The sequence below is a fragment of the Nocardia sp. NPDC051030 genome, assembly GCF_040683015.1.
In the GTDB taxonomy this organism is placed as follows: Bacteria; Actinomycetota; Actinomycetes; order Mycobacteriales; family Mycobacteriaceae; genus Nocardia.
The window spans coordinates 1-21405 of sequence record NZ_JBFBCD010000016.1 but is presented as its reverse complement, the minus strand read 5'-3'; the positions used below and the strand labels follow the sequence as shown (position 1 = coordinate 21405).

Here is a 21405-nt window from a genome sequence, read left to right as displayed (position 1 = left end):
CCAAATGGAATTGTGGCTCGCGGACGATCTCGGATCCGGTGCCGCCGATGCCATGCCCCGTGCGCTGCCGGGGCAGGCGCATTATCTGGAGTTACGCGGTGAGCTGGACGCGGAACTATTGGATGCCGCGAGCCATCGCGCCTTCGCGGAGTTCGGCGTCGGGCGGTTGCGCCTCGGGCTGATCGACGGGTTGCCGCACCAGTGGATGGCGGCCGAGATCGGCGGCAGTCTGGAACGTGTCGATTTCAGTACTGAGCCCGATCCGCATGCGGCAGCACTGGACTGGATGAACCGGCGGCACCGGATTCCCATCGACCTGATCGACGCGCCACTGTGGGCGGCGGCGCTGCTGCGGGTCGGGCCGGAGCGGCACGTCTGGTACGCGCAGATGCATCACATCGCCATCGACGGATACGGCGGGCTGAGCCTCATCGCGCGCATCGGACAGTGGTACGAGGCATTGCTCGAGGGTGCGGAACCGGTCGCGTTCGGCGGGCTGTCGCCTGCCCGGATCCAGGCGGTCGATGCCGAATACCGTGCGTCCGAGCGCTTCACCACCGATCGCGAGTATTGGCGGGAACGCTTCGCGGACTGGACCGCACCGCTGCCCGCACCCGCCGCGGTGCGACCCGGGCGACGGAGTGCGGCGCTGCCGCCCGCCTTGCGCGCCGCCGGTGCGCTGCCGCCGCCGGACTGGGATCGCCTGGAGCGGTTGGCCGTCGCGTGCGCGGTGAGTCCCGCGCAGGTGCTGGTGGCGGCGGTCTGCGCCTTTCGTGCGGGGATGGCCGGGGAGCCCGATCCGACGGTGCTGCTGGCGACCTCGGCGCGGACCACCGCGGCGCTCAAGAAGTCCGGCGGCATGCTCGCCAATGTGCTGCCCATCCGGGTGCGCTGCGCGGGTGGGGTGACACTGCGCGAGCTTGTCGCGGCCGCTGCCCGGGAGACCACCGGCGGGCTGCGGCATCAGCGGTATCGCTTCGAGGATCTGCGCCGGGATCTCGGCGTCGGGGCAGAGCAGACGCTCGGGCCGAGCGTGAATCTGATGTTCTTCGATCGCGCCGGAAAGTTCGGCGCGGCGGTCGGCGAATACCGCATTCTGGCTTCCGGTTCCGTGTCGGATCTGCATTTCAATCTGTATCGCGCCGGGGGTGAGGCCGGGCTGTCGGTGGATCTGCTCGCCAACCCCGAAAAGCACGGTCCGAGGGAGCTGGAGGAGCAACTCCAGCACTTTCTGCTATTTCTTGGCAACTTCATCGCCGCCGATCCCGATGCGCCGGTGGGCCGCATCCCGCTGCTCTCGGAATCCGAGCGCGAGCGAATCGCACACGCCCCGAACCGAACCCCCGCCACCGATCCGGTATTGCTGCCCGAGCTGCTCACGGCCGCCGTGCCTCGCGATCCTTCGGCGGTGGCCGTGGTGTGCGGTGATACAACGCTCACCTACGGTCAGCTCGATTCACTCTCGAATCGCTTGGCGCGCACCCTGTGTCAGCGCGGCATCGGCCCCGAGGATGTGGTCGCCGTCGCGGCGCGCCGCTCACCGGAGTGGATGGTCGCCGTCTGGGGAATCGCGAAATCCGGTGCCGCGTACCTGCCCATCGACCCCGATCATCCCGCCGAGCGGATCAATACCGCGCTCGCCGAGGCGCGAGTTCGCTTCGGAATCGCTACCGCGGCAATCGAAATGCCCACCGCGATCCAGGACTGGCTGGTCCTGGACGACCTGTCGCAGCCGTCTGCGCTCACCGAAGACGATGCGGCGGTCACCGATACGACCCGGGTCCGGCCACTGCATCCGGCGCATCCGGCGTACGTGATCTACACATCCGGCTCGACCGGAACCGCCAAGGGCGTGGTCATCACCCACGCCGGTCTCGCGGATCTCGTTGCCGCACAAGCCGCACAGCTCCCCATCGCACCGGGCGACCGCGCATTGTGCGTCACCACCCCCACCTTCGACGCTTCCCTCTGGGAACTCCTCCTCGCCTGCACCAATGGCGCGACCCTGGTGCTCGCCACCGGCGACGCCTATGCGGGCCCCCGTCTGGCCGACCTCATCCGCCGCGAACGGGTCACCCACGCCTTCATCACCCCCGCCGTCCTCGCGGGCACCGACCCCACCGGCCTCGACCACCTGCGCTACCTCGCCACCGGAGGCGAGGACTGCCCTCAATCGGTCGTCTCCGCCTGGGCCCCCGGCCGAGTCCTCGTAAACGTCTACGGTCCCACCGAATCCACCATCGTCACCAATCTCGGCCGCCTCCTCCCCGATCTCCCCGTCTCCCTGGGCTCCCCGGTCCCCGGCGTCCGCTGCCACGTCCTCGACCCGTGGCTCCGCCCTGTCCCCTCCGGCGTGGTCGGCGAGCTCTACCTCGGCGGCCCCGCCTTGGCGCGCGGCTACCTGTCTCGCCCCACCCTCACCGCCGCCCGCTTCATCCCCGACCCCTTCGACACCCCCGGCGACCGCCTCTACCGCACCGGCGACCTGGTCACCTGGAACGACCGCGGCCAACTCGACTTCCGAGGCCGAGCCGACTTCCAGGTCAAGGTCCGCGGCCTCCGCATAGAACTCGGTGAAATCGAATCCGTCCTCGCCGACCACCCCGGCGTAGCCCAAGCCGTCGTCGTAATCCGAGGCGGCGACCACGATTCGCCACCCGACCACGGTGCGGAACCGTTGCTCACTCGGCCTGAGGTCAGGCGGGGTCAATCCGCCTCGGGCAAGCGCGCATCGGCGTCCGAGGTCGGCAGCGAGTTGGGGGCGACGGTTGAGCTCGGTGAGCCGGAGCTCGGGGGCGGCTCCGGTGAGCAGATTCTGGTGGTCGAGTCCGGTGGCAGGCCGGGCCAGGTTGCGGTGCCCGGGACCAATCCGACGCACGGGTTTGGTGTAGTGGGCGAGCAGGTGGTGCGGGGTCGGTCAGCGCCTCGGATCGTGGCTTATGCGGTGCCGGAGCCGGGGTGCTTGTTGACGACTCGGGAGTTGGAAGAGACTGCGGCGCAGAGCTTGCCCGCGTATATGGTGCCGACGATTGTGTTGCTGGATCGGTTTCCGGTTACCGCTAACGGGAAGGTGAATCGGCACGCGCTGCCTGTGCCTGCCTGTGTGGAGACTGCTTATCGAGCACCGGTTACCGCGACGGAGCGGGCGGTGGCTGAAGCGTTCGCTGGCGCGCTCGGGGCAGGTGAACCTGTGGGGGTGGATGATGACTTCTTCCTGCTGGGCGGGGATTCATTGACCGCTGCATTGGCGGTGGCTCGGGTGAGTTCGGCGTTGGGGGTGGATGTCGGGGTTCGGGATTTGTTCGAGGCGAGCACTGTTGGGGGGCTGGCGGCTCGGCTCGAGGGGAGGCGGACGGGTGCGGTGGGGGCTCGGCTGGTGGCGGGGGAGCGGGAGGGGGTGGTGCCGCTTTCGTATGCGCAGCGGCGGTTGTGGTTGATCAATCAGTGGGATTCGGGGTCGGCGGCTTACAACATGTTGTTGGGGTTGCGGCTGGTCGGCGGGGTGGATGTGGGGGCGTTGGGGGCGGCGCTGACGGATGTGGTGGAGCGGCATGAGGTGTTGCGGACCTCGTTCCCCGAGGTTGATGGGGTTGTGTGTCAGCGGGTTTCGGGGGCGGGGGAGGTGATCGGCGGGCTGGTGGCCGAATCGGTGTCGGGGGAGGCGCTGGGCGGGGTGTTGGAGGAGTTCGGTGGGGGTGGGTTCGACCTTGCTGCGGCTCCGCCGGTTCGGCTGCGGCTGTTCGCTGTCGAAGGCGACGCGCCGGACGGTGAGTATGTGCTCGCGGTGCTGGTGCATCACGTGGTCGCCGATGGGTTTTCGCTCGCGCCGTTCGCACGGGATCTGGCCGCGGCGTATGGGGCGCGGCTGCGGGGTGCGGCCCCGGATTGGGCGCCTCTGCCGGTGCAGTACGCGGATTACGCGCGGTGGCAGCGGGAGGTGCTGGGGTCGGCCGAGGATCCGGAATCGGTGCTCGCGCGGCAGCTCGGGTATTGGCGGGAAACCCTCGAGGGGCTGCCGGTGGAGTCCGGGTTACCGCGGCATCGGGCGCGGCCCGCGGTGGCGTCGCGGCGGGCCGAGCGGGTGTGCGCCGAGGTGTCCGGCGCGACCGTGAGCCTATTGCGGGAGGTAGCGTCACGGCAGGGTGCGACGCTGTTCATGGTGGTGCACGCCGGGCTGGCGGCACTGCTGGCGGCGGTGTCGGGTGGGCGGGATATCGCGGTCGGGACGCCGGTCGCGGGGCGCGGGGATCCGCGGTTGGACGATCTCATCGGCATGTTCGTGAATACGCTCGTGCTGCGCGTGAATGTCGATGCGGCGCAACCGTTCACGGAACTGCTGGCCCAGGTTCGGGATATCGATCTGAGCGCCTTCGCACAGGAAGCGCCGTTCGAATGCGTTGTGGATGCCGTTGATCCACCGCGTGCGCGGGGGCGGCATCCGCTGTTCCAGGTGATGCTGTCGTTCCGCACGCGTGCTCGTTCCGGGTTCGAATTGCCGGGGCTGCGAGTGGATCCCGTGGAGATGCCGCTGCCGTTGGCCAAGTTCGATCTCGAATTCGGCTTCGAGGAAACAGCTTCCGGACTCTCGGTGACGGTCCGGTACGCGACGGATCTGTTCGACCGCCAGGATATGGAGGCGCTGGCCGATCGCGTGCCTCGCATCCTCGACCAGGTAGGCCGGGATCCGGGCCTGGTCGTCGGAGACCTGGACCTGCTGTCGGCGGGCGAGCGGCGGCGGGTGCTGCGGGAGTGGAACGACACCAGTCAGGCTGTGGCGCTGACGTTGCCGCAGCTCTTCACCCGTGCGGCCGCCTATCGTCCGGACGCCGATGCGGTGGTGTGTGCGCACGCCGCGTTGACTTACCGGGAGCTCGCGGCGCATTCGAATCGATTGGCGCGCATCCTGATCGCCCGAGGTATCGGCCCGGAGGATGTGGTGGCCGTGGCGCTGCCACGCTCTCTCGAATGGGTGGTGGCGGTCTGCGCGGTAGCCCACACCGGTGCCGCGTATCTCCCCGTGGATCCGGATGCGCCCGCCGAACGCATCGGCGCGATTCTCGCCGATTCCCGTGCGGTCCTGGGCATTACCAGTGATGGACGGCGTTCGCCGGTTCCGAAACTCGGCACCTGTGACTGGCTGCGTCTCACCGTGGATGGACCGACCGAGCCCGCGCTGCCCCCGATCACCGATGCCGATCGGATACGCCCGCTGTACCTCGATCATCCGGCATATGTCATCTATACCTCCGGTTCGACCGGAGCACCCAAGAGTGTCGCCCTGACTCATGCCGGTCTCGCGAATGTGGTTGTCACCCAGGCGCAGCGGTGCGACTCCGACCCCAATTCCCGGGTGCTCGCGGTGGCTTCACCCAGCTTCGACGCCTCGATATGGGAACTCCTGATGGCCCTGGCCGGGGGTGCAATCCTGGTGATCGCCCCGCCCAGGGTGTACGCCGGAGCGGATCTGCACGAATTGCTCCTGCGCGAGCGTATTACGCACGCCATGCTCACTCCACGCGTACTCGCCACCCTGCCCGCTCCGGACCGGCTCCCCGATCTCCGGCTGCTGGCCACGGGAGGCGAAGCATGCCCGGCCGAGCTGGCCGGACTGTGGTCCGCGGACCGGTGTTTCGTCAATGCGTACGGGCCGACCGAGGCCACCATCTGGTCCGCCGTCAGCAGTCCGTGGCCGGTATCCGATTCGGACGCAACGGTTCCCATCGGTGCCCCCGTGGTCGGCGCGCGCTGCTACGTCCTCGACCATCGCCTGCGTCCCGTCCCGCCGGGCGTGATCGGCGAGATCTATGTGGCCGGACCGGGTTTGGCGCGCGGTTATGTTGATCGTCCCGCCTGCACCGGTGCCCGCTTCATCGCCGACCCGTTCAGCGCCCCCGGTCGCCGCATGTACCGCACCGGCGACCTGGGTTCCTGGCGGCCCGACGGTGAGCTGGAATTCCACGGCCGCAGCGACTTCCAGGTCAAGCTGCGTGGCGTCCGCATCGAACTCGGCGAGATCGAGGCCGCCCTCACCGCGCAGGACGGGGTGACCGATGCGGTCGTCATGCTGCGCCCCGGGGACGCTCCGGCCGCCGAACCCGAGCTGGTCGCCTATGTGGCGGTCCCGAATCGGGACGTCGATCCCGAAGAGATCCGCACCGCCCTGGCCTTGCGACTCCCGGGCCAGTACGTGCCCGCGATGGTGAGCGTCCTGGACCGCTTCCCGCTCACCATGACCGGCAAGGTGGATCGCCGCGCACTGCCCGAACCGGTCCGCGCGCGCATCGAATTCCGGGCTCCCGAGACCTGCGCCGAGGAGGTCGTGGCGCGGGTTTTCGCGGAGGTGACCGGCGCGGAGCGTGTCGGCACCGGCGATGACTTCTTCGCCCTGGGCGGCAATTCGCTCAGCGCGACCCGGGCGGTGACGCAGCTGCGCGCGGAGTTCGGCCCGTATGCGGTCGAACTTCGGGATCTGTTCGACGAGCCCTCCGTCGCGGGTCTGGCGGAACTCCTCGAGGTCCGCGAGTCGGCCGTCTCACTGCTGGGCAGCCATCCGATTCCCGGGGTGGCGGCATGCGTGCGCCCGGAGCGGGTGCCGCTGTCGCATGCACAGCAAGGGATCTGGCTGCTGGACCGGGCGGGCGCGGGTTCGGCCTATCACATTCTGCTGGCGGTGCGGCTGCGCGGCACCCTCGATGTGGCGGCGCTGGCGGCGGCGGTCGGTGATGTGATCGGGCGGCACGAGGCCTTGCGCACATTTTTCCCGGAGCACGAGGATCAGCCGTATCAGGCGGTCGCACAGGAGGATTGCGCGGCACTGTCGATCCATCGGATACCCGCCGAGCAACTGAGCCCGGCACTCGCCGAGCTCGAGGCCGCGCCCTTCGATCTCGCGAGCGCGCCTCCGGTGCGGGTGCGACTGTATGCGGTGGACGATGCGGCGCAAGCACATTGGGTGCTGGCCATGGTGGTGCACCACGTGAATGTGGACGGCTTCTCGCTGGGACCGCTGACCCGGGATCTGGCGGCGGCCTATGCGGCCAGGTCGCATGGCGGCGAGCCGGAGTGGCCGCCGCTGCCCATGCAATACGCGGACCACACGCTCCGGCAGCGGTCGCGGCTGGGTTCGCCGGATGATCCCGATTCCGAGCTGAACAGGCAGCTGGAGTACTGGGTTCGCCTGCTGGCCGATGCCCCCGTCGAGCTGCCGCTGCCAGTGGACCGGCAACGTCCCGAGCGGGCTCGGCATATTGGCGGAATCGCGGAGTCCGCTGTGCCGCAATCCGTCACGGTGAAGCTTCGGCAGATCGCCCGCTCGCACAAGGCCTCACTGTTCATGGTCGTGCACTCCGCGCTGGCGGTCCTGCTGGCCGAACTCTCGCGGACCTCCGACGTGGTGATCGGCACGCCCGTCGCGGGACGCGATGCGGCCGGGCTGGACGATCTGGTCGGCATGTTCGTGAACTCGGTCGCCCTGCGCGTGACCGTGGATCCGGACGAGCCCTTCGCCCGGCTCCTGAACCGGGTCCGGCAACTGGATGTGGATGCCTTCGCCCACGCGGGGGTGCCGTTCGAGCGGGTGGTGGAGGCGCTCGATCCACCGCGCACGAGCGCCCGCCACCCGCTGTTCCAGGTGATGCTGGCCTTCCGCGATCTCGGCCCGGCGGAGTTGCGATTGCCGGGCGTCACGGCCGAGCCCCTCGAGTCGGGTTCCACCACGGTGCGCTTCGACCTCGAATTCGAAGTGGCCGAACTGGATTCGGGCCTCGTCCTGACCCTGCGTCATGACACCGCGCTCTTCGACACCGAGACCGCGCGATCCTTCCTGTACCGGCTGGAACGACTGCTCGACCGGATAGCCGTGAATCCCACGCTGCCCGTGCGCGCGCTCGACCTACCTGCGCACCGGGGGCAGCTCCGGACGTGGAACGACACCGGCAATGCCACTCCGATCACCCTGCCGCAGTTATTGTCTCGTGCCGTCATGCGTGCCCCCGAGGCCGACGCGGTCTGGTTCGAGGGCCGCACCCTCACCTACCGCGACCTGGATGAGCAGTCGAATCGCCTGGCGCACTGGTTGATCGGCCGGAATATCGGTCCGGGCAGTGTGGTGGCCGTGGCCCTGCGGCGCTCCATGGACCTGATGGTCGCGCTGTGGGCGGTCGCCAAGTCGGGCGCGACCTACCTTCCGATGGAGCCCGGGTATCCGCCGCAGCGGATCGCCCGCATGCTGAGTGCCTCCGGTGCGGAGCTCGGCCTCACCGCGAGTGAGGTGCGGTCGCATCTCCCCGAATTCCCCGATCGCGACTGGACGCTCCTGGATGCCCCGGGCGTGGTGGTGGATGTGGCGCTGGCATCGGTGAGCGAGGTGACCGACGCCGATCGGACTCGCCCGCTGAGCATTCTGGATGCCGCGTACCTGCTCTTCACCTCCGGCTCGACCGGTGTGCCCAAAGGCGTGGTGATCACGCACGCCGGACTGGCGAATACGGTTGCCGCTCAGGCCGAACACTTTGCCCCGGAACGGGAGTCGCGCATCCTGCAATTGGCGTCCCCGAGCTTCGACGCCTCGCTGTGGGAGGTGCTGCTGGCCGTCGGTGCCGCTGCGACCCTGGTGGTCGCGGACCCGGATGTGTACGGCGGCCCGGATCTGGTGGATCTGCTGCGGCGGCAACGGGTTACGCATGCCTTCATCACCCCGGCTGTGCTGTCCGGGATGAATCCGGCCGAATTGACCGGTCCGGGAGCGGTATCCGCGCTGCGGGTCCTGGTCACGGGCGGTGAGGTGGTGGCTCCGGCCATTGCCGCCAAATGGTCGGCCGGGCGGACCCTGCTGGTGGCCTACGGTCCCACCGAGGCCACCATCATCTCGAATCTGAGCGCCCCTTACGTTTCCGGTGACCCGGTGACGATCGGCGGCCCGGCCATCGGCATGCGTTGCCATGTTTTGGACCATCGGCTCGCACCCGTCCCGGTCGGCGTCCCCGGTGAGCTTTATCTGTCGGGTCTCGGCGTTGCCCGCGGTTATCACGGTCGTCCGGCGCAGACCGCCGTCCGGTTCCTCCCCGACCCCTTCGCGCCCGGCCGCATGTACCGCACCGGGGATACCGTCCGCCGCGGTCCTGATGGGTCGCTGGAATTCTTGGGGCGCAACGACTCTCAGGTCAAGGTGCGCGGCATGCGCATCGAACTCGGCGAGATCGAGGCCGCCGTCGCCGCCACACCGGGTGTCACGCAGGCCGTGGTGACGGTCCGTGAGGACGTCCCGGGCGATCCGCGCATCGTCGCGTATGTGGTGCCCGCCGTGGACCCGGCCGGATTGCGCGCCGCGGTCGGGCAGCGCGTGCCGGACTATATGGTGCCGTCCGCCTTCGTCCTGTGTGAGCGGCTGCCGCTGACGGTCAATGGCAAGGTGGATCGCGCGGCCCTGCCCGCACCCGAGCCGGACGCCGAGCCCTTCCGCCCGCCGCGCACGCCGATCGATGAGAAGGTGGCCCGGGTATTCGGGGAAGTCCTCGCGATCGAGCGGGTCGGGGTGGACGACGACTTCTTCCGGCTGGGCGGCAATTCGCTCAGCGCGACCAGGGTGGCGGCCCGGCTCGGCGCGGCCCTGGGCACGCGAGTGCGGGTACGGGAGATCTTCGACGCGCCCACCGTGGCGGGCCTGGCCGAGCGCATCGGCAAGACCACCGGCCTCACCCGGCCATCCCTGGTGGCACTGACCCGACCCGAGCAGGTGCCGCTCTCCTTCGCACAACAGCGGTTGTGGCTGCTCAACCGCCTCGACCCCGAATCCGGCGTCTACAACATTCCCCTCGTCCTGCGCCTGCGCGGTTCACTGGATCGCGGTGCACTGGCCACCGCGCTGCGCTATGTGCTGACTCGACACGAGGCGCTGCGCACGTATTACCCGGAATCCGGGGGCGTCGGCCTACAGCGGGTGATGTCCGTGGACCAGGCACTGACCGGTGCGGAACCGGATATGCGGGTGGTGAAGTCCGAGGCGATGGATGCCGCACTGGCCGAATTCTGCTCCGCCCCCTTCGATCTGACCGCCCAGGTGCCGCTGCGCGTGGGGCTGTTCGCCACGGATGACGGAGACCCGGAGTGGTTGCTGGCCTTCGTGGTTCACCACGCGAATGCCGACGGGTTCTCGCTGGGCCCCCTCGCCCGGGATGTGGGGGAGGCGTACGCCGCCGCCCTGAACGACGAAACGCCGGAACAGGCCGCCCTGCCGGTGCAGTATGCGGACTACACGCTGTGGCAGCGCGCGATGCTCGGGTCGGCCTCGGATCCCGAATCGGAGATGAGCCGCCAGATCGCTTATTGGACAGCGACACTCGCGGGACTGCCCGCCGAACTCGCGCTGCCAGTGGATCACCCGCGTCCGCTGGTAGCTTCCCATCGAGGCGCGACGGTGTCCTGTGCGCTCCCGCAACCGCTGGTGCGACGGCTGGATGAGCTGGCCCGCGACCACGATGCCTCGCTGTTCATGGTGCTGCACGCGGGCCTGGCCATGCTGCTGGCCGGATGGTCCGGCACCGCCGATATCGCGATCGGCACCCCCGTGGCCGGGCGCGGTGAGGCCGCACTCGACGACCTGGTCGGCATGTTCGTGAACACCCTCGCCCTGCGGGTGGAAGTCGATGCGGCCGAGACCTTCTCGACCCTGCTGGAACGGGTCCGAGGCATCGACCTCGAGGCCTTCGCCCACGCCGAACTCCCCTTCGAACAGGTAGTGGAGGCGCTCGACCCGCCGCGTTCGCGAGCCCGCCACCCGCTCTTCCAGGTCCTACTGGCCATGCAAAACCTGGACCCGATCCGCCTCGACCTCCCGGGCCTGCGCGTCGAACCGGTCCCGATGAGCTCCCCGACCGCCCGCTTCGATCTGGAATTCATCGTCGCCCAAGAGGATTCGGCCCTCACCCTGAACATTCAGTACGCCACAGACCTATTCGACCCCGACACGGTGGAGGCGCTGGCCGCCCGCTACCTCCGCCTCCTGGAGCAGGTCGTCACCGCCCCGGACACCCCGGCCGCCCACATTCCGTTGCTCGACGACCACGAGCACCGCCAAATCGTCCACAACTGGAACCGCACCGGGTCCGCCGACTCCGACCTCCTCCTCCGCGACCTACTCTCCGAAGCCGTCCGATCCGCCCCCGACGCGGAAGCCGTCCGCTCCGGCGACCACACCCTCACCTACCGCGACCTGAACGATCGCGCCACCCGGATCTCACATTGGCTCACCGCACGCGGAATCGGCCCGGAAGACGTGGTGGCCCTGGGGATGTCGCGGTCCCTGCCCTGGGTGGCGGCGTTCTGGGGCGCGACTGCATCGGGCGCGGCGCTCATGCCCGTGGACCCGACGTTCCCGCGCGCCCGAATCGCAGGCGTGATCGGCGCCGCCGGAGCCCGCGCGGTCATAACGACGGCCGCCGAAAGCCCCGCCTTCACAGCCTTGCCCAATACCCAAGTCCTGGTGCTGGATGCCGACGGCACCATAGGCGCGCATCAGCCGGACGCCACCTCGGCCTCGGGCGCATCGTCGGCTCCTCTGCGACTGGACAATGCCGCGTACGTGATTCACACCTCCGGCTCCACTGGATTGCCCAAGGGGGTGGTGGTGACGCATGCCGGGATGGCGAATTTGGCTGCTGCTCAGGCTTGGCAGATTGGGGCTGATCGGGAGTCGCGGGTGTTGTGTTTGGCTGCACCGAGTTTCGATGTTTCGGTGTGGGAGTTGGTGCTGGCGGTGGGGGCGGAGGCTGCGCTGGTAATTGCGCCGCCGGATGCTTATGCCGGACCGCGGCTTGCCGAGGTTATGCGGCGGGAGCGGGTGACGCATGCGTTTGTGACGCCTGCCGTGTTGGCTTGCACCGATCCGGAGGGGCTGGAGGACCTTTCGGTGGTGATTACCGGTGGGGAGGCGTGCCCGCCCGCGTTGGCTGGGTCTTGGGGGCGAGGTCGTCGGCTGGTCAATGCCTATGGTCCCACCGAGGCGACTGTCATCACCAGCATGAGCGGGCCGCTCGATGTGGGCGGACCGGTCACTATTGGCGGGCCTGCGGTCGGGATTCGCTGTTACGTGCTGGATGGCTGTCTGCGGCCGGTGCCTGCGGGGGTGACCGGGGAGCTGTATATCGGCGGTGCGGGGCTTGCTCGCGGCTATCTGGGGCGATCGGGTGAGACTGCGGCGAGGTTCATTGCCGATCCGTTCGGACCTGCTGGTGAGCGGCTCTACCGCACGGGGGATCTCGTCTCCTGGACCAAGGGTGGCGAGTTGAATTATCGGGGGCGCAGTGACTTTCAGGTCAAGGTGCGTGGAATGCGGGTGGAGCCGGGCGAAATCGAGGCGGTCGTGGCGGCTGCGCCGGGCGTCGCGCATTCTGTTGTGGTGCTTGCCGGGGGGTCGGCGGGTGCGCGGCTCGTCGCGTATGCGGTTCCGGAATCGGGTCGCACCATTGCTGCTGACGAGCTCACCTTGTTTGCCGCACAGCGTCTTCCGGATCGCCTGGTGCCGGTCATTGTCGTGCTCGACGAGCTCCCCATGCTGGTGAACGGCAAGGTGGATCGCGGTGCGCTGCCCGCACCCTCGATCGCTCGCACCGAGTATCGGCCGCCGGTCACAGCCGCCGAACAGGCGGTGGCCACGGCCTTTACCCAAGTGCTCGACCTCGATCGGGCCGGACTCGACGATGACTTCTTCGCTCTCGGCGGCAATTCTCTTGCGGCGGCAAGGGTTATGTCCCGGCTCGACGGTGTGGCCCTGCGTGATCTGTTCGAAGCGCCGACTGTCGCGGGTCTGGCGGCGCGGCTGAGCACGGCTGCCAAGTCCGCCGAGGAGTCCTATCAGGTCGTGCTCCCGCTGCGCCGAGCGACGGACCGCACCTTGTTCTGCATCCATCCGGGTGGCGGCATGGCCTGGCCGTACGCCGGTCTGCTCGCACACCTGGACCCGGAGATCTCCGTGTACGGCATCCAGGACCCGTGGGTCGTGCGCGACGAAACACCGTGCGAATCCATTCAGGACTACGCCGACCGCTATGTCCGCGAGATCCGCCGAGTGCAGCCGAAGGGTCCGTACCGGCTCCTGGGCTGGTCGCTCGGCGGGCGCATCGCGCATGTGATCGCAGTTCAGCTGCAACAGTCCGGCGCGGAGGTCGCCCTGCTCGCCATCATGGATGCGGCATCCGATGACGGCACGAATCCGCAAGAGCCCCAGTCCGATACCGAGGCGGCATGGTGTGAACTTCGCGCGCTCGTGACGCCCGACAGCTTCCCGCCCGCCATGGTCGAACGCGCCACGACCGCCCTCACCCGCCCCGTGCCGGGCGCGCCGAGCGGAATGTTCGATGGCGATCTACTGCATTTCACGGCGACCCGGGAACCCGATCGTCACCCGGCACGCACCTGGAATGACCACATCACAGGCACGGTGCACGATATTCCGATCGATGCGACACATATAGGTATGGCACAACCGGATTCGCTTACCCACATCGGCGCGACACTCGCCGACCGGTGGGGCCGCTAGCCGTTCAACGGCACCGTGGTGAAGACGGCGCTGGTGGTGTCCTGCCGGAAGTAGGTGTCCGCCGGTGGGGTGCGATAGGCGTCCACACCGGAGTCCGCCAGCCAGGTGAAGTCGATCAGCCGTAGCGGGAGCGGTCCGGCGGGCGCGACCAGTTCGACCTCGATGCCTTCGGCGGGCAGGGCGTAGAAGTGGAAACCCTTGTCCGGCACCGAGGTGATGTCCCGCCCGGCCACCTTCAGTGACTGTGGCTTGGCATCCCAGAGCAGGTCGATGCGATTCGCGCCGCGCAGTGAACGCAGTCGCAAATGCACCTTCCGCTGCCCCGCTTCGGTGGTGTCGGAGAGTATTTCGGCCGTGGGCGCGGCGAGCGACTGTGCCGGTGCGCTGCCACTGGATATCGCCTTCGGCCACAGTGTCGCGAAGGGCTGTTCGGGAGCATCGCCGCTGACGAAGTTCCGGGTCCAATCGTCCGGCTCCATGGATGAGAGCCATCGCGCCTCATGGGTTTCCGCGTTCAGGGCGTAGATCAATTGGCTCATTCGCGGATGTTGATCGTCGACCCGGTCCACGACCAGCCCGGCCGCCGTCAGCGCCGCCGTGAGCAGGACGGCGGTCACCGGAATGGTCCAGCTCCGCCGCTGGGGCCAGGCATGTGTGAGGGTCAGCAGGAGCAGCCCGCCGAGCAGCACGATCAGCGGTGCGGCCAGGAAGGGCGCGGAAGTGAGGCCCGCTTGCACCCCGGTCCAGGTGAAGCCGCCGAGGAACAAGGCGGCCGGGATGAGGAACACGGTGAGGATCGGCAGCCGCCACTGCTGTGGCGTGACGAAGGTGAGCGCGACCCCGATCGCGGCCAGTGTCCCGGGCACGACAATGACCTCTGCCGCCGCGGGCAGCACCGCCGCGGTCGCCGCGCCGAGCACCGCCACGCCCGTCAGCATGCCGAGCCCGGCCGCCGTGGCGTCGAACATCTTGCGTGCGAACACATACCAGCCGATCAGCACCGCGGCCGACAGCACAATGGTGGCGGCTTGATAGAACTCCGGCCGATACGGATCGATCGGCATGCCCTTATAGCTGGGGCGGATGACCTGCACCCCCACCCACAGCCCGTACGTCACCGCCCCTGCCAGCGGTACCGCCGCCAATGCCGTTGCGGCGGACAGGAACACCCGTTTGAGACTGGTCTCCCCATTGCGCCGCACCTGCCAGATCACCCAGCCCACCGCGAGCACCATCACCACGGCGAGCGCGATGATCACCCACACCGGTACCACGACCAGAACGCCGAAAGGCAGTGCGAAATATGCGCGATTCGAGTCATCGGCGGTGACCGTCGCAAGATCCTTGTTCCCGAACTCACGAGTCTGTGCCAGCGTATTCTCACCCAGCTGTTGCAGGGTCGCGAGATTCACGTGCTCGGGATCGTCCAGCCGATTGTGGTAATAGGCGCTGCGCCCGGCATACGCCCAGTCCAGCACCCGCAACCCGGCGGGCTTGAACGAGGCGTAATCGGTATTGCTCGAGGTCTCGGCCCCGGCCAGTGCGGTCGTCATGGAATCCGAGTTGGGATGCGGAATCGCGTCCGCCACAGCCTGAGCCAGCGCCCCGTCCGGCCGCGTGATCCGCCACAGGAGCGCGGGCCCGCCCGCCCCGCGCGCATCGTGATTGACGATCACGCCGTTCTTGTCGTAATCCCCGGCCGCCACAAAGGCTTCCGACCCGAGCAGCCCCGGTTCCTCACCATCGCTGAGCAATACGACGAGGTTATTGCGCAGCACCGGGGTCCGGCTACTGGTGAATGCCCGGACCGACTCGAGAATCGCCGCGACCCCGACCCCATCGTCATTCGCGCCCGGCCCGGACGGGACGGAATCGTAGTGCGCGACAAGGTACACCGTGCCGGTCGGAGCGTTTCCGGCCAGCCTGCCCACAATATTCTCGACCCGTCCGATCCCCAGCTCACCGGACTTGAATTCGGTGGGCCACTGCCCGATCCCCGACCGAACCTCGGTCTGCATCCCCAGTTTTCGCAATTCGCCCACGAGATAGTCGCGAACCCGGTCATGCTCCGCGGTACCAACCGCATGAGGCCGCTGCGCGATCTCGGTCACCGTCCGGAACGCCTTGGTGGCATTGAAGACATCGACCGGGTTCTCCTCGGTCCGATACCCGTGTGGCTGTTGCTCCCACGCCGTCCCCACCACCACGACGAGCAGCAGAATGAACGCCAGCAACCCGGATAACCCTCGTCCCACCCGCATGCCCTCGATAGTAGGCACGAGATCGACCCTGCCTCCGAATTCCGAGGTAGATCAGGCCTGCTGGGTCGGCAGGACGATGACTTGGCGCAGGTTCACATGGGTGGGACGGCTGGTCGTGTAGGCGATCAGGTCGGCGACATCTTCGGGGCGCAGGGATTCGATGAGGCTGAACATGCCGTCGAGTTGGCCGCTGAGTTCGGGATTGTCGATGTGGGTGCCGAGCTCGGTATCGGTGAGGCCGGGCTCGATATTGGTGACGCGGACCTTGCGCGGGCCGAGTTCGCTGCGCAGGGTCGCGGAGAGTTGGGTGATCGCGGCCTGAGTGGCCCCGTAGACGGCGTAGCTGGGGAAGGGGACGTGTGCGCCGATGGAGGAGATGTTCACCAGGTCGGCGGGGCGGCCCGCATCGGCGGCGGCCAGCAGATCCGGGACGAAGGCGCGGATCATGCGCAGGCGGCCGCCGATATTGGTGTCCAGCATGCGGGCCCACTCGTCCTCGCGGCCCTCGGTGATCGGGTTCGGGAGCATGACGCCCGCCGAATTGACGACCAGATCGGCGGGGCCGAAGGCGGCGTGCACCTGATCGGCCGCCGCGGTGACGCTCGCGGAATCGGTGACGTCCACCGAAACCGCGAGGGCCGTACCGCCGTTCGCCTCGATCTTGGCGGCCAGGGCGGCCAAACGGTCCGCGCGGCGGGCCAGCAGGGCCACCTTCGCACCGTGCGAGGCCAGCAGGAGGGCGGTGGCCTCGCCCATGCCGCTGGCGGCTCCGGCGATGACCGCGGTGCGTCCGGCCAGGTTGTCGTAGCTCATGTCGTGTGCTCCTTCGCTGTGGGCGTTGCACTCATCCTGTGAGCGCGGAAGCCGGTCAGCGAGGGTTCGGTCTTTCCTGGGTCTGCCAGTACCAGGATGGATTCGTAGGGTGGTGGCATGGACAGCGATCTGGGTGAGTTTCTGCGGTCTCGCCGCTCTCGGATTCAGCCCGGCGAGGCGGGGTTGCGCGAGTACGGCCGTCGTCGGGTGCCCGGACTGCGGCGGGAGGAGGTCGCGCAGCTCGCGGGTGTCAGCGTGGATTACTACATCCGGCTGGAGCAGGGGCGGGGGAGGAATGCCTCCGATGCGGTGCTGGATGCGGTTGCCCGGGCATTGCGGCTGACCGATTCGGAGCGCTCGCACCTGTATGCGCTGGCCCGGCCGGGCGGATCGGGCGGCGTGTACAGCGATGCGTTGCGGCCCGGTGTGCGGCTGGTGCTGGACGCGCTCGCGGCCCCGGCGTTCGTGCTCGGGCGGCGGATGGATGTGCTGGCCTGGAATGCGCTGGGGGATGCCGTGTCGGGGTTCTCCCGAGTGCCGGAGGCCGAGCGCAATCAGGCCCGGTACCTGTTCCTCGAACCCGCCTCGCGGGAGCTTTATCCGGATTGGGAAGTGGTGGCGGGGGAGACGGTGGCCTTCCTGCGGCGTGACGCCGGATTGCATCCGGACGACCCGAAACTCATTGCCCTGGTGGATGAGCTGTCCGCGCGCAGTGAGCCGTTCCGCCGGATCTGGGCGGACCATCCGGTGAAGGAGAAGACGAATGGGGTCAAGCGCATACGGCATCCCGAGGCGGGTCTGCTGGATATGGGTTACGAATGCCTCGCCTTGCCGGGCGATCCGGATCAATTGATGGTTGTCTATACGGCGGTGCCCGGTTCGGCCACCGCGTCCGCTCTCGACCAACTGGCCGGTTTCGGATCAGTCCCAGCCTGATATCGACTGAGAAAATCCCAGGTAGCGACCTATTTTCATGGTAAACCGACAGTATGACTGAGGTGGTCGGCAACGGCGCCACGCCAACCCCGGCGGGCCGTTCGCTCGAATTTTGGGGCTACTGCATGTGGGGCCTGGCCGGGCTGGCCATTGCCGTGCCCGAACTGGCCTCGGTCTTCGGCCTGGCGGGCTGGCCCACCATCTCGAACACCATCGGCCACCTGGAATTCCAGCACGCCTGGGTGCGGCTGGTGGTGGTGTTCGTCATCGTGCTGCTCGCCTACTACGCCGTGCCGCAGCTGGCGATCGCCCAGAAACCGGTGCTGCCCGGCACGGTCGGCGGCCGCGCTGTCACCTTGAATGGCCGTGTCACCAAACCGGATTCACCGATCACGCTGCTCGGCGCGGGCTATCTCGCCACCGCCGCCGCCACCTTCGCGTTCGGCGTTCTGTTCGCCGCAGCCGATCGCGGCATGCACCCCGACTCCTATCTGGGTGCCTACGTGCTCTACGGCCTGATCGCCCTGATGTGGGTGATCGTCCCCAGTATTCTGGCCATGTTCTTCAGCCGAGACGTGCCCTTCCCCACGCTGTTTCGCACCATCGGCTACCTGGAGCGGCGCGCCCACCCATTCGCCGCGGTACTGCTCGGCCTGCTGGTGGTCCTGCTCATCCACCTGGCCTTCTACCCCTGGCCCCGCATCCAGAGCTGAAACGCCGTCAGTGGTTGCTGGGGAGCGCGTCGTTGGAGATCGTCGGCTTGACGGTGAGTGTGACGGGCGGCTCGGGACGCCAGGCCTCGACGGTGCCCGGAATGCCATCGCGGACCACGTATTCGGCCCGGGTGGAGATCGGTGCGCCGGGGCGATGCACATACGGGACGACCCGGAATCCGGCCTGGCACAGCCGATGATCGAGTTCCACCCGCACGTAACCGCGCTGGCAGTTGAAGAATTTGTAGTCGGGATTGGCGGCCAGCAGATCGCTGCCGGTGGCGTTCATATCCTCGCCGTCGCCGCCGCTGCTGATGGAGGTTCCGGTGAATTCCGTTGCCACCACCGGTGAATCGGCGGTGGAGTAGTCCCGGCGGAGGTCTGCGGCATAGTTGTGGTGGCGATCGCCGGTGACCACGACCAGATTGTCGACGCCGCGCGCGGAGGCCGCGCCGAGTAGTCGATTACGGTCGGCGACATAGCCGTCCCAGCCGTCGGTGCCCATGGACTCGCCCGGTCCGGGGTCGTAGTCGGAGTGGGCCATGGATACCTGGTTACCCAGGATCTGCCAGCGGGCGGGCGAGGACGTCAGGCCGTTGATCAGCCAATCACGTTGCTGTGCACCGAGAATCGTGCGGTCCGGGTCGTAGCGTTCCGGGCAGGACGCGACCAGGTTGCCATCACCGCAGACCTGCCGACTGCGATACTGGCGGGTGTCGAGCATGGTGATCTCCGCCAGATCGCCGAAGGCATAACGCCTGTGCAGCAGCATATTCGGCCCGGAAGGCATTTGCGCGATGCGCAGCGGCTGATGCTCGTACAGTGCCTGGAACGCGGCCGCTCGCCGCTGCCGGAACATCCCGGGTAGCCGATGCACGATATCGAAGGCGGGCCCGTTGTAATTCCCCGCCCAATTGTCGTGCACCTCATGGTCATCCATGGTGACCAGCCACGGGAACGCCGCATGCGCGGTCCGCAGCGGTGCCTCGGCCTTGGCCTGCGCGTACCGCAGCCGGTAATCGCGCAGATCGAAGGCCTCGTCGGGCAGATCCGGCTGGGTGTTCCCCTGCCGCCCCTCCACCCAGGCCGATTCGTAGATGTAGTCGCCCAGATGCACGACCAGATCCAGGTCCTCGGCGGCCATGTGCTCATACGCGGTGAAATATCCGTAGCCCCAGGACTGACACGAGGCGAACGCGAATCGCATGCGCGCCAAGGCGGTTCCGGGTCGCGGTGCGGTGCGGGTCCGCCCGATCGGCGAGACCGCGGTCCCGGCCCGGAACCGGTAGAAGTACCAGCGATCCGGTTCCAGCCCGTTCACCTTGGGATGCACGCTGTGCGCGAGCTCATGCGTCGCCACCGCGCTGCCCCGGGCCACCACATCGCGAAAGCCCTCATCGTGCGCGACCTCGTATTCGACGGTCACCGGCGCGAGGGGCATGCCCCCGAGCCCATCCGGGTCGAACGGGTCCGGTGCGAGCCGGGTCCACAGCACCACCCCGTCCGGCATCGGGTCGCCTGACGCCACGCCGAGGGTGAAGGGATCACCGCCCACCCAGTGCGGCGCGCGGAATCGGCAACTGCTCGCCGCGGCCGCACCCGCCAGCACCGCCGCCGATCCAGCAGCGCCGAAACGCAACAACTGCCGTCGTGACAAGGTCATGATCCAGGCTAGGAATGCTCAGGATGTGCTGCCGTTAACGCGGGGAGGGTCGTGGCCGAACTTCCGATGACAGTTCGGCGGGGGAATACGAGCATGTGGCCCGGGGAGGGCGTATTCATGAACTATGGGTAGCCATCCGCAGCGAACGCCGTTCTATGGCGTGCTGATGCTGATCACCTTCATGATTGCGGGGTTATGGGCCCGTGATCTGCCCTGGGTGTGGTTGCGGGTGATCGTTTACATCGCGCTGGTGCTGATGGCCATGGTCGGTTTCGTCATGACCTTCCGTGACTTGTCCTGAACGGGTAACTCTCGGTCGCTGAGATGTTGCTCGCGAGCTGTCCGGATATGTTTCTCGCTGCGAAGCGTTGCATACATTGCGATGTATGCATATGGTGTGGAGCGGTAAAGATCGAAGGAGGGTTTATGAGCGCCGATCACGGACATGACCACGGCCATGCGCACGGGCACGGCGGACACTCGCACGGAGCGACGGCGGACAGCGATAAGCGCTGGCTGGCCGGGGCACTCGCGGTCATCGTCGCGTTCCTGCTCGGCGAGGTCGTCGTCGGCCTGATCGCGGGGTCCCTGGCCCTGCTCTCGGATGCGGCGCACATGCTCACCGACGCGGCCTCGATCGTGCTGGCGCTGTGGGCCATTCGGCTCGCCGCCAAACCGGCCGAGGGTCGCATGACCTACGGCTGGAAACGCGCCGAGATCCTCTCCGCTCAGGCCAATGGCCTGACCCTGCTGGGCTTGGCGGCCTGGCTCACCTATGAGGCCATTCGCCGCCTCATCGATCCGCCCGAGGTCACCGGCGGCCTGGTCCTGGTGACCGCGCTGATCGGCATCGTGGTGAATGTGCTGGCGTCCTGGATGATCAGCCGCGCCAATCGCACCAGCCTCAATGTCGAGGGCGCGTACCAGCACATCCTCAATGACCTGTTCGCCTTCATCGCCACCGCGATCGCGGGCGTCATCATCATGCTCACCGGCTTCGCCCGCGCCGACGGCATCGCGACCCTGGTCGTGGTGGTCCTCATGGTCAAGGCCGGTATCGGCCTGGTCCAGGCCTCCGGCCGGATCTTCCTGGAGGCCGCCCCCGCCCACCTCGATCCGATCGAGATCGGTCGCGAGATGGCCGCCATGGATACCGTGGTCGAGGTGCACGACCTGCACATCTGGGAGATCACCTCGGGCGTCCCGTCGCTGTCCGCGCACATCCTGGTCGAGCCCGATCAGGACTGCCAGCGCACCCGCGCCGCCGTGGCCGCCATGCTCGACGAGCGCTACCACATCGACCATGTCGTGCTTCAGGTCGATTTCGCGGAATGCGTCGCGGAGCAACACAATGACCACGATCACGCGCCGCATTGCGAGGACGCGCACGGCCCGGTGCACCGCAAGTCGGTATCCGCGGGCTGACCTTCCGCTCACCTCGAAAACGCCGTCGGGTCCCCGCCACTGGGGGGGGCGCCCGGGGGT

General features: G+C 68.0%; 8 protein-coding genes. 5 read left to right on the top strand and 3 right to left on the bottom strand.

Translation table 11 applies throughout. The features are described 5' to 3' along the window. Positions 1-4 precede the first annotated feature (4 nt). Positions 5-13534 carry an amino acid adenylation domain-containing protein gene (locus AB0N05_RS37935; protein ID WP_364703811.1) on the top strand — a complete coding sequence of 4510 codons (13530 nt, stop codon included), beginning with the start codon at positions 5-7 and terminating at the stop codon, positions 13532-13534. Here the strand turns inward: AB0N05_RS37935 and AB0N05_RS37930 are convergent. Both AB0N05_RS37930 and AB0N05_RS37925 read right to left on the bottom strand, forming a co-directional pair. Continuing rightward, on the bottom strand, positions 13531-15795 hold the full coding sequence (locus AB0N05_RS37930; protein ID WP_364703809.1) for a M28 family peptidase: 2265 nt from the start codon (positions 15793-15795) through the stop codon (positions 13531-13533). The genes AB0N05_RS37935 and AB0N05_RS37930 overlap by 4 nt on opposite strands. 51 nt (positions 15796-15846) lie before the next feature. Then, complete coding sequence (locus tag AB0N05_RS37925) at positions 15847-16608, bottom strand: SDR family oxidoreductase (protein ID WP_364703806.1); 762 nt, start codon at positions 16606-16608, stop codon at positions 15847-15849. A gap of 117 nt (positions 16609-16725) precedes the next feature. Here AB0N05_RS37925 and AB0N05_RS37920 point away from each other — a divergent pair, with 117 nt between their 5' ends. Continuing rightward, positions 16726-17544, top strand: coding sequence for a helix-turn-helix transcriptional regulator (locus AB0N05_RS37920; protein ID WP_364703803.1), 819 nt, complete (start codon positions 16726-16728; stop codon positions 17542-17544). Between the two features lie 53 nt (positions 17545-17597). Continuing rightward, positions 17598-18257 (top strand): hypothetical protein, encoded by a 660-nt coding sequence (locus AB0N05_RS37915; RefSeq protein WP_364703801.1) that lies wholly within the window; start codon positions 17598-17600, stop codon positions 18255-18257. Between the two features lie 7 nt (positions 18258-18264). Here the strand turns inward: AB0N05_RS37915 and AB0N05_RS37910 are convergent, their stop codons facing one another. Next, positions 18265-19920, bottom strand: a complete 1656-nt coding sequence (locus AB0N05_RS37910) for an alkaline phosphatase D family protein (RefSeq protein ID WP_364703799.1) — start codon at positions 19918-19920, stop codon at positions 18265-18267. Positions 19921-20044: 124 nt separating this feature from the next. Between AB0N05_RS37910 and AB0N05_RS37905 the strand changes: the two genes are divergently transcribed. Further along, a complete protein-coding gene (locus AB0N05_RS37905; RefSeq protein ID WP_364703796.1) occupies positions 20045-20221 on the top strand; it encodes a hypothetical protein in 177 nt (58 codons plus the stop codon). A 125-nt stretch (positions 20222-20346) separates the two neighbouring features. Further along, on the top strand, positions 20347-21345 hold the full coding sequence (locus tag AB0N05_RS37900) for a cation diffusion facilitator family transporter (RefSeq protein ID WP_364703793.1): 999 nt from the start codon (positions 20347-20349) through the stop codon (positions 21343-21345). Positions 21346-21405 lie beyond the last annotated feature (60 nt).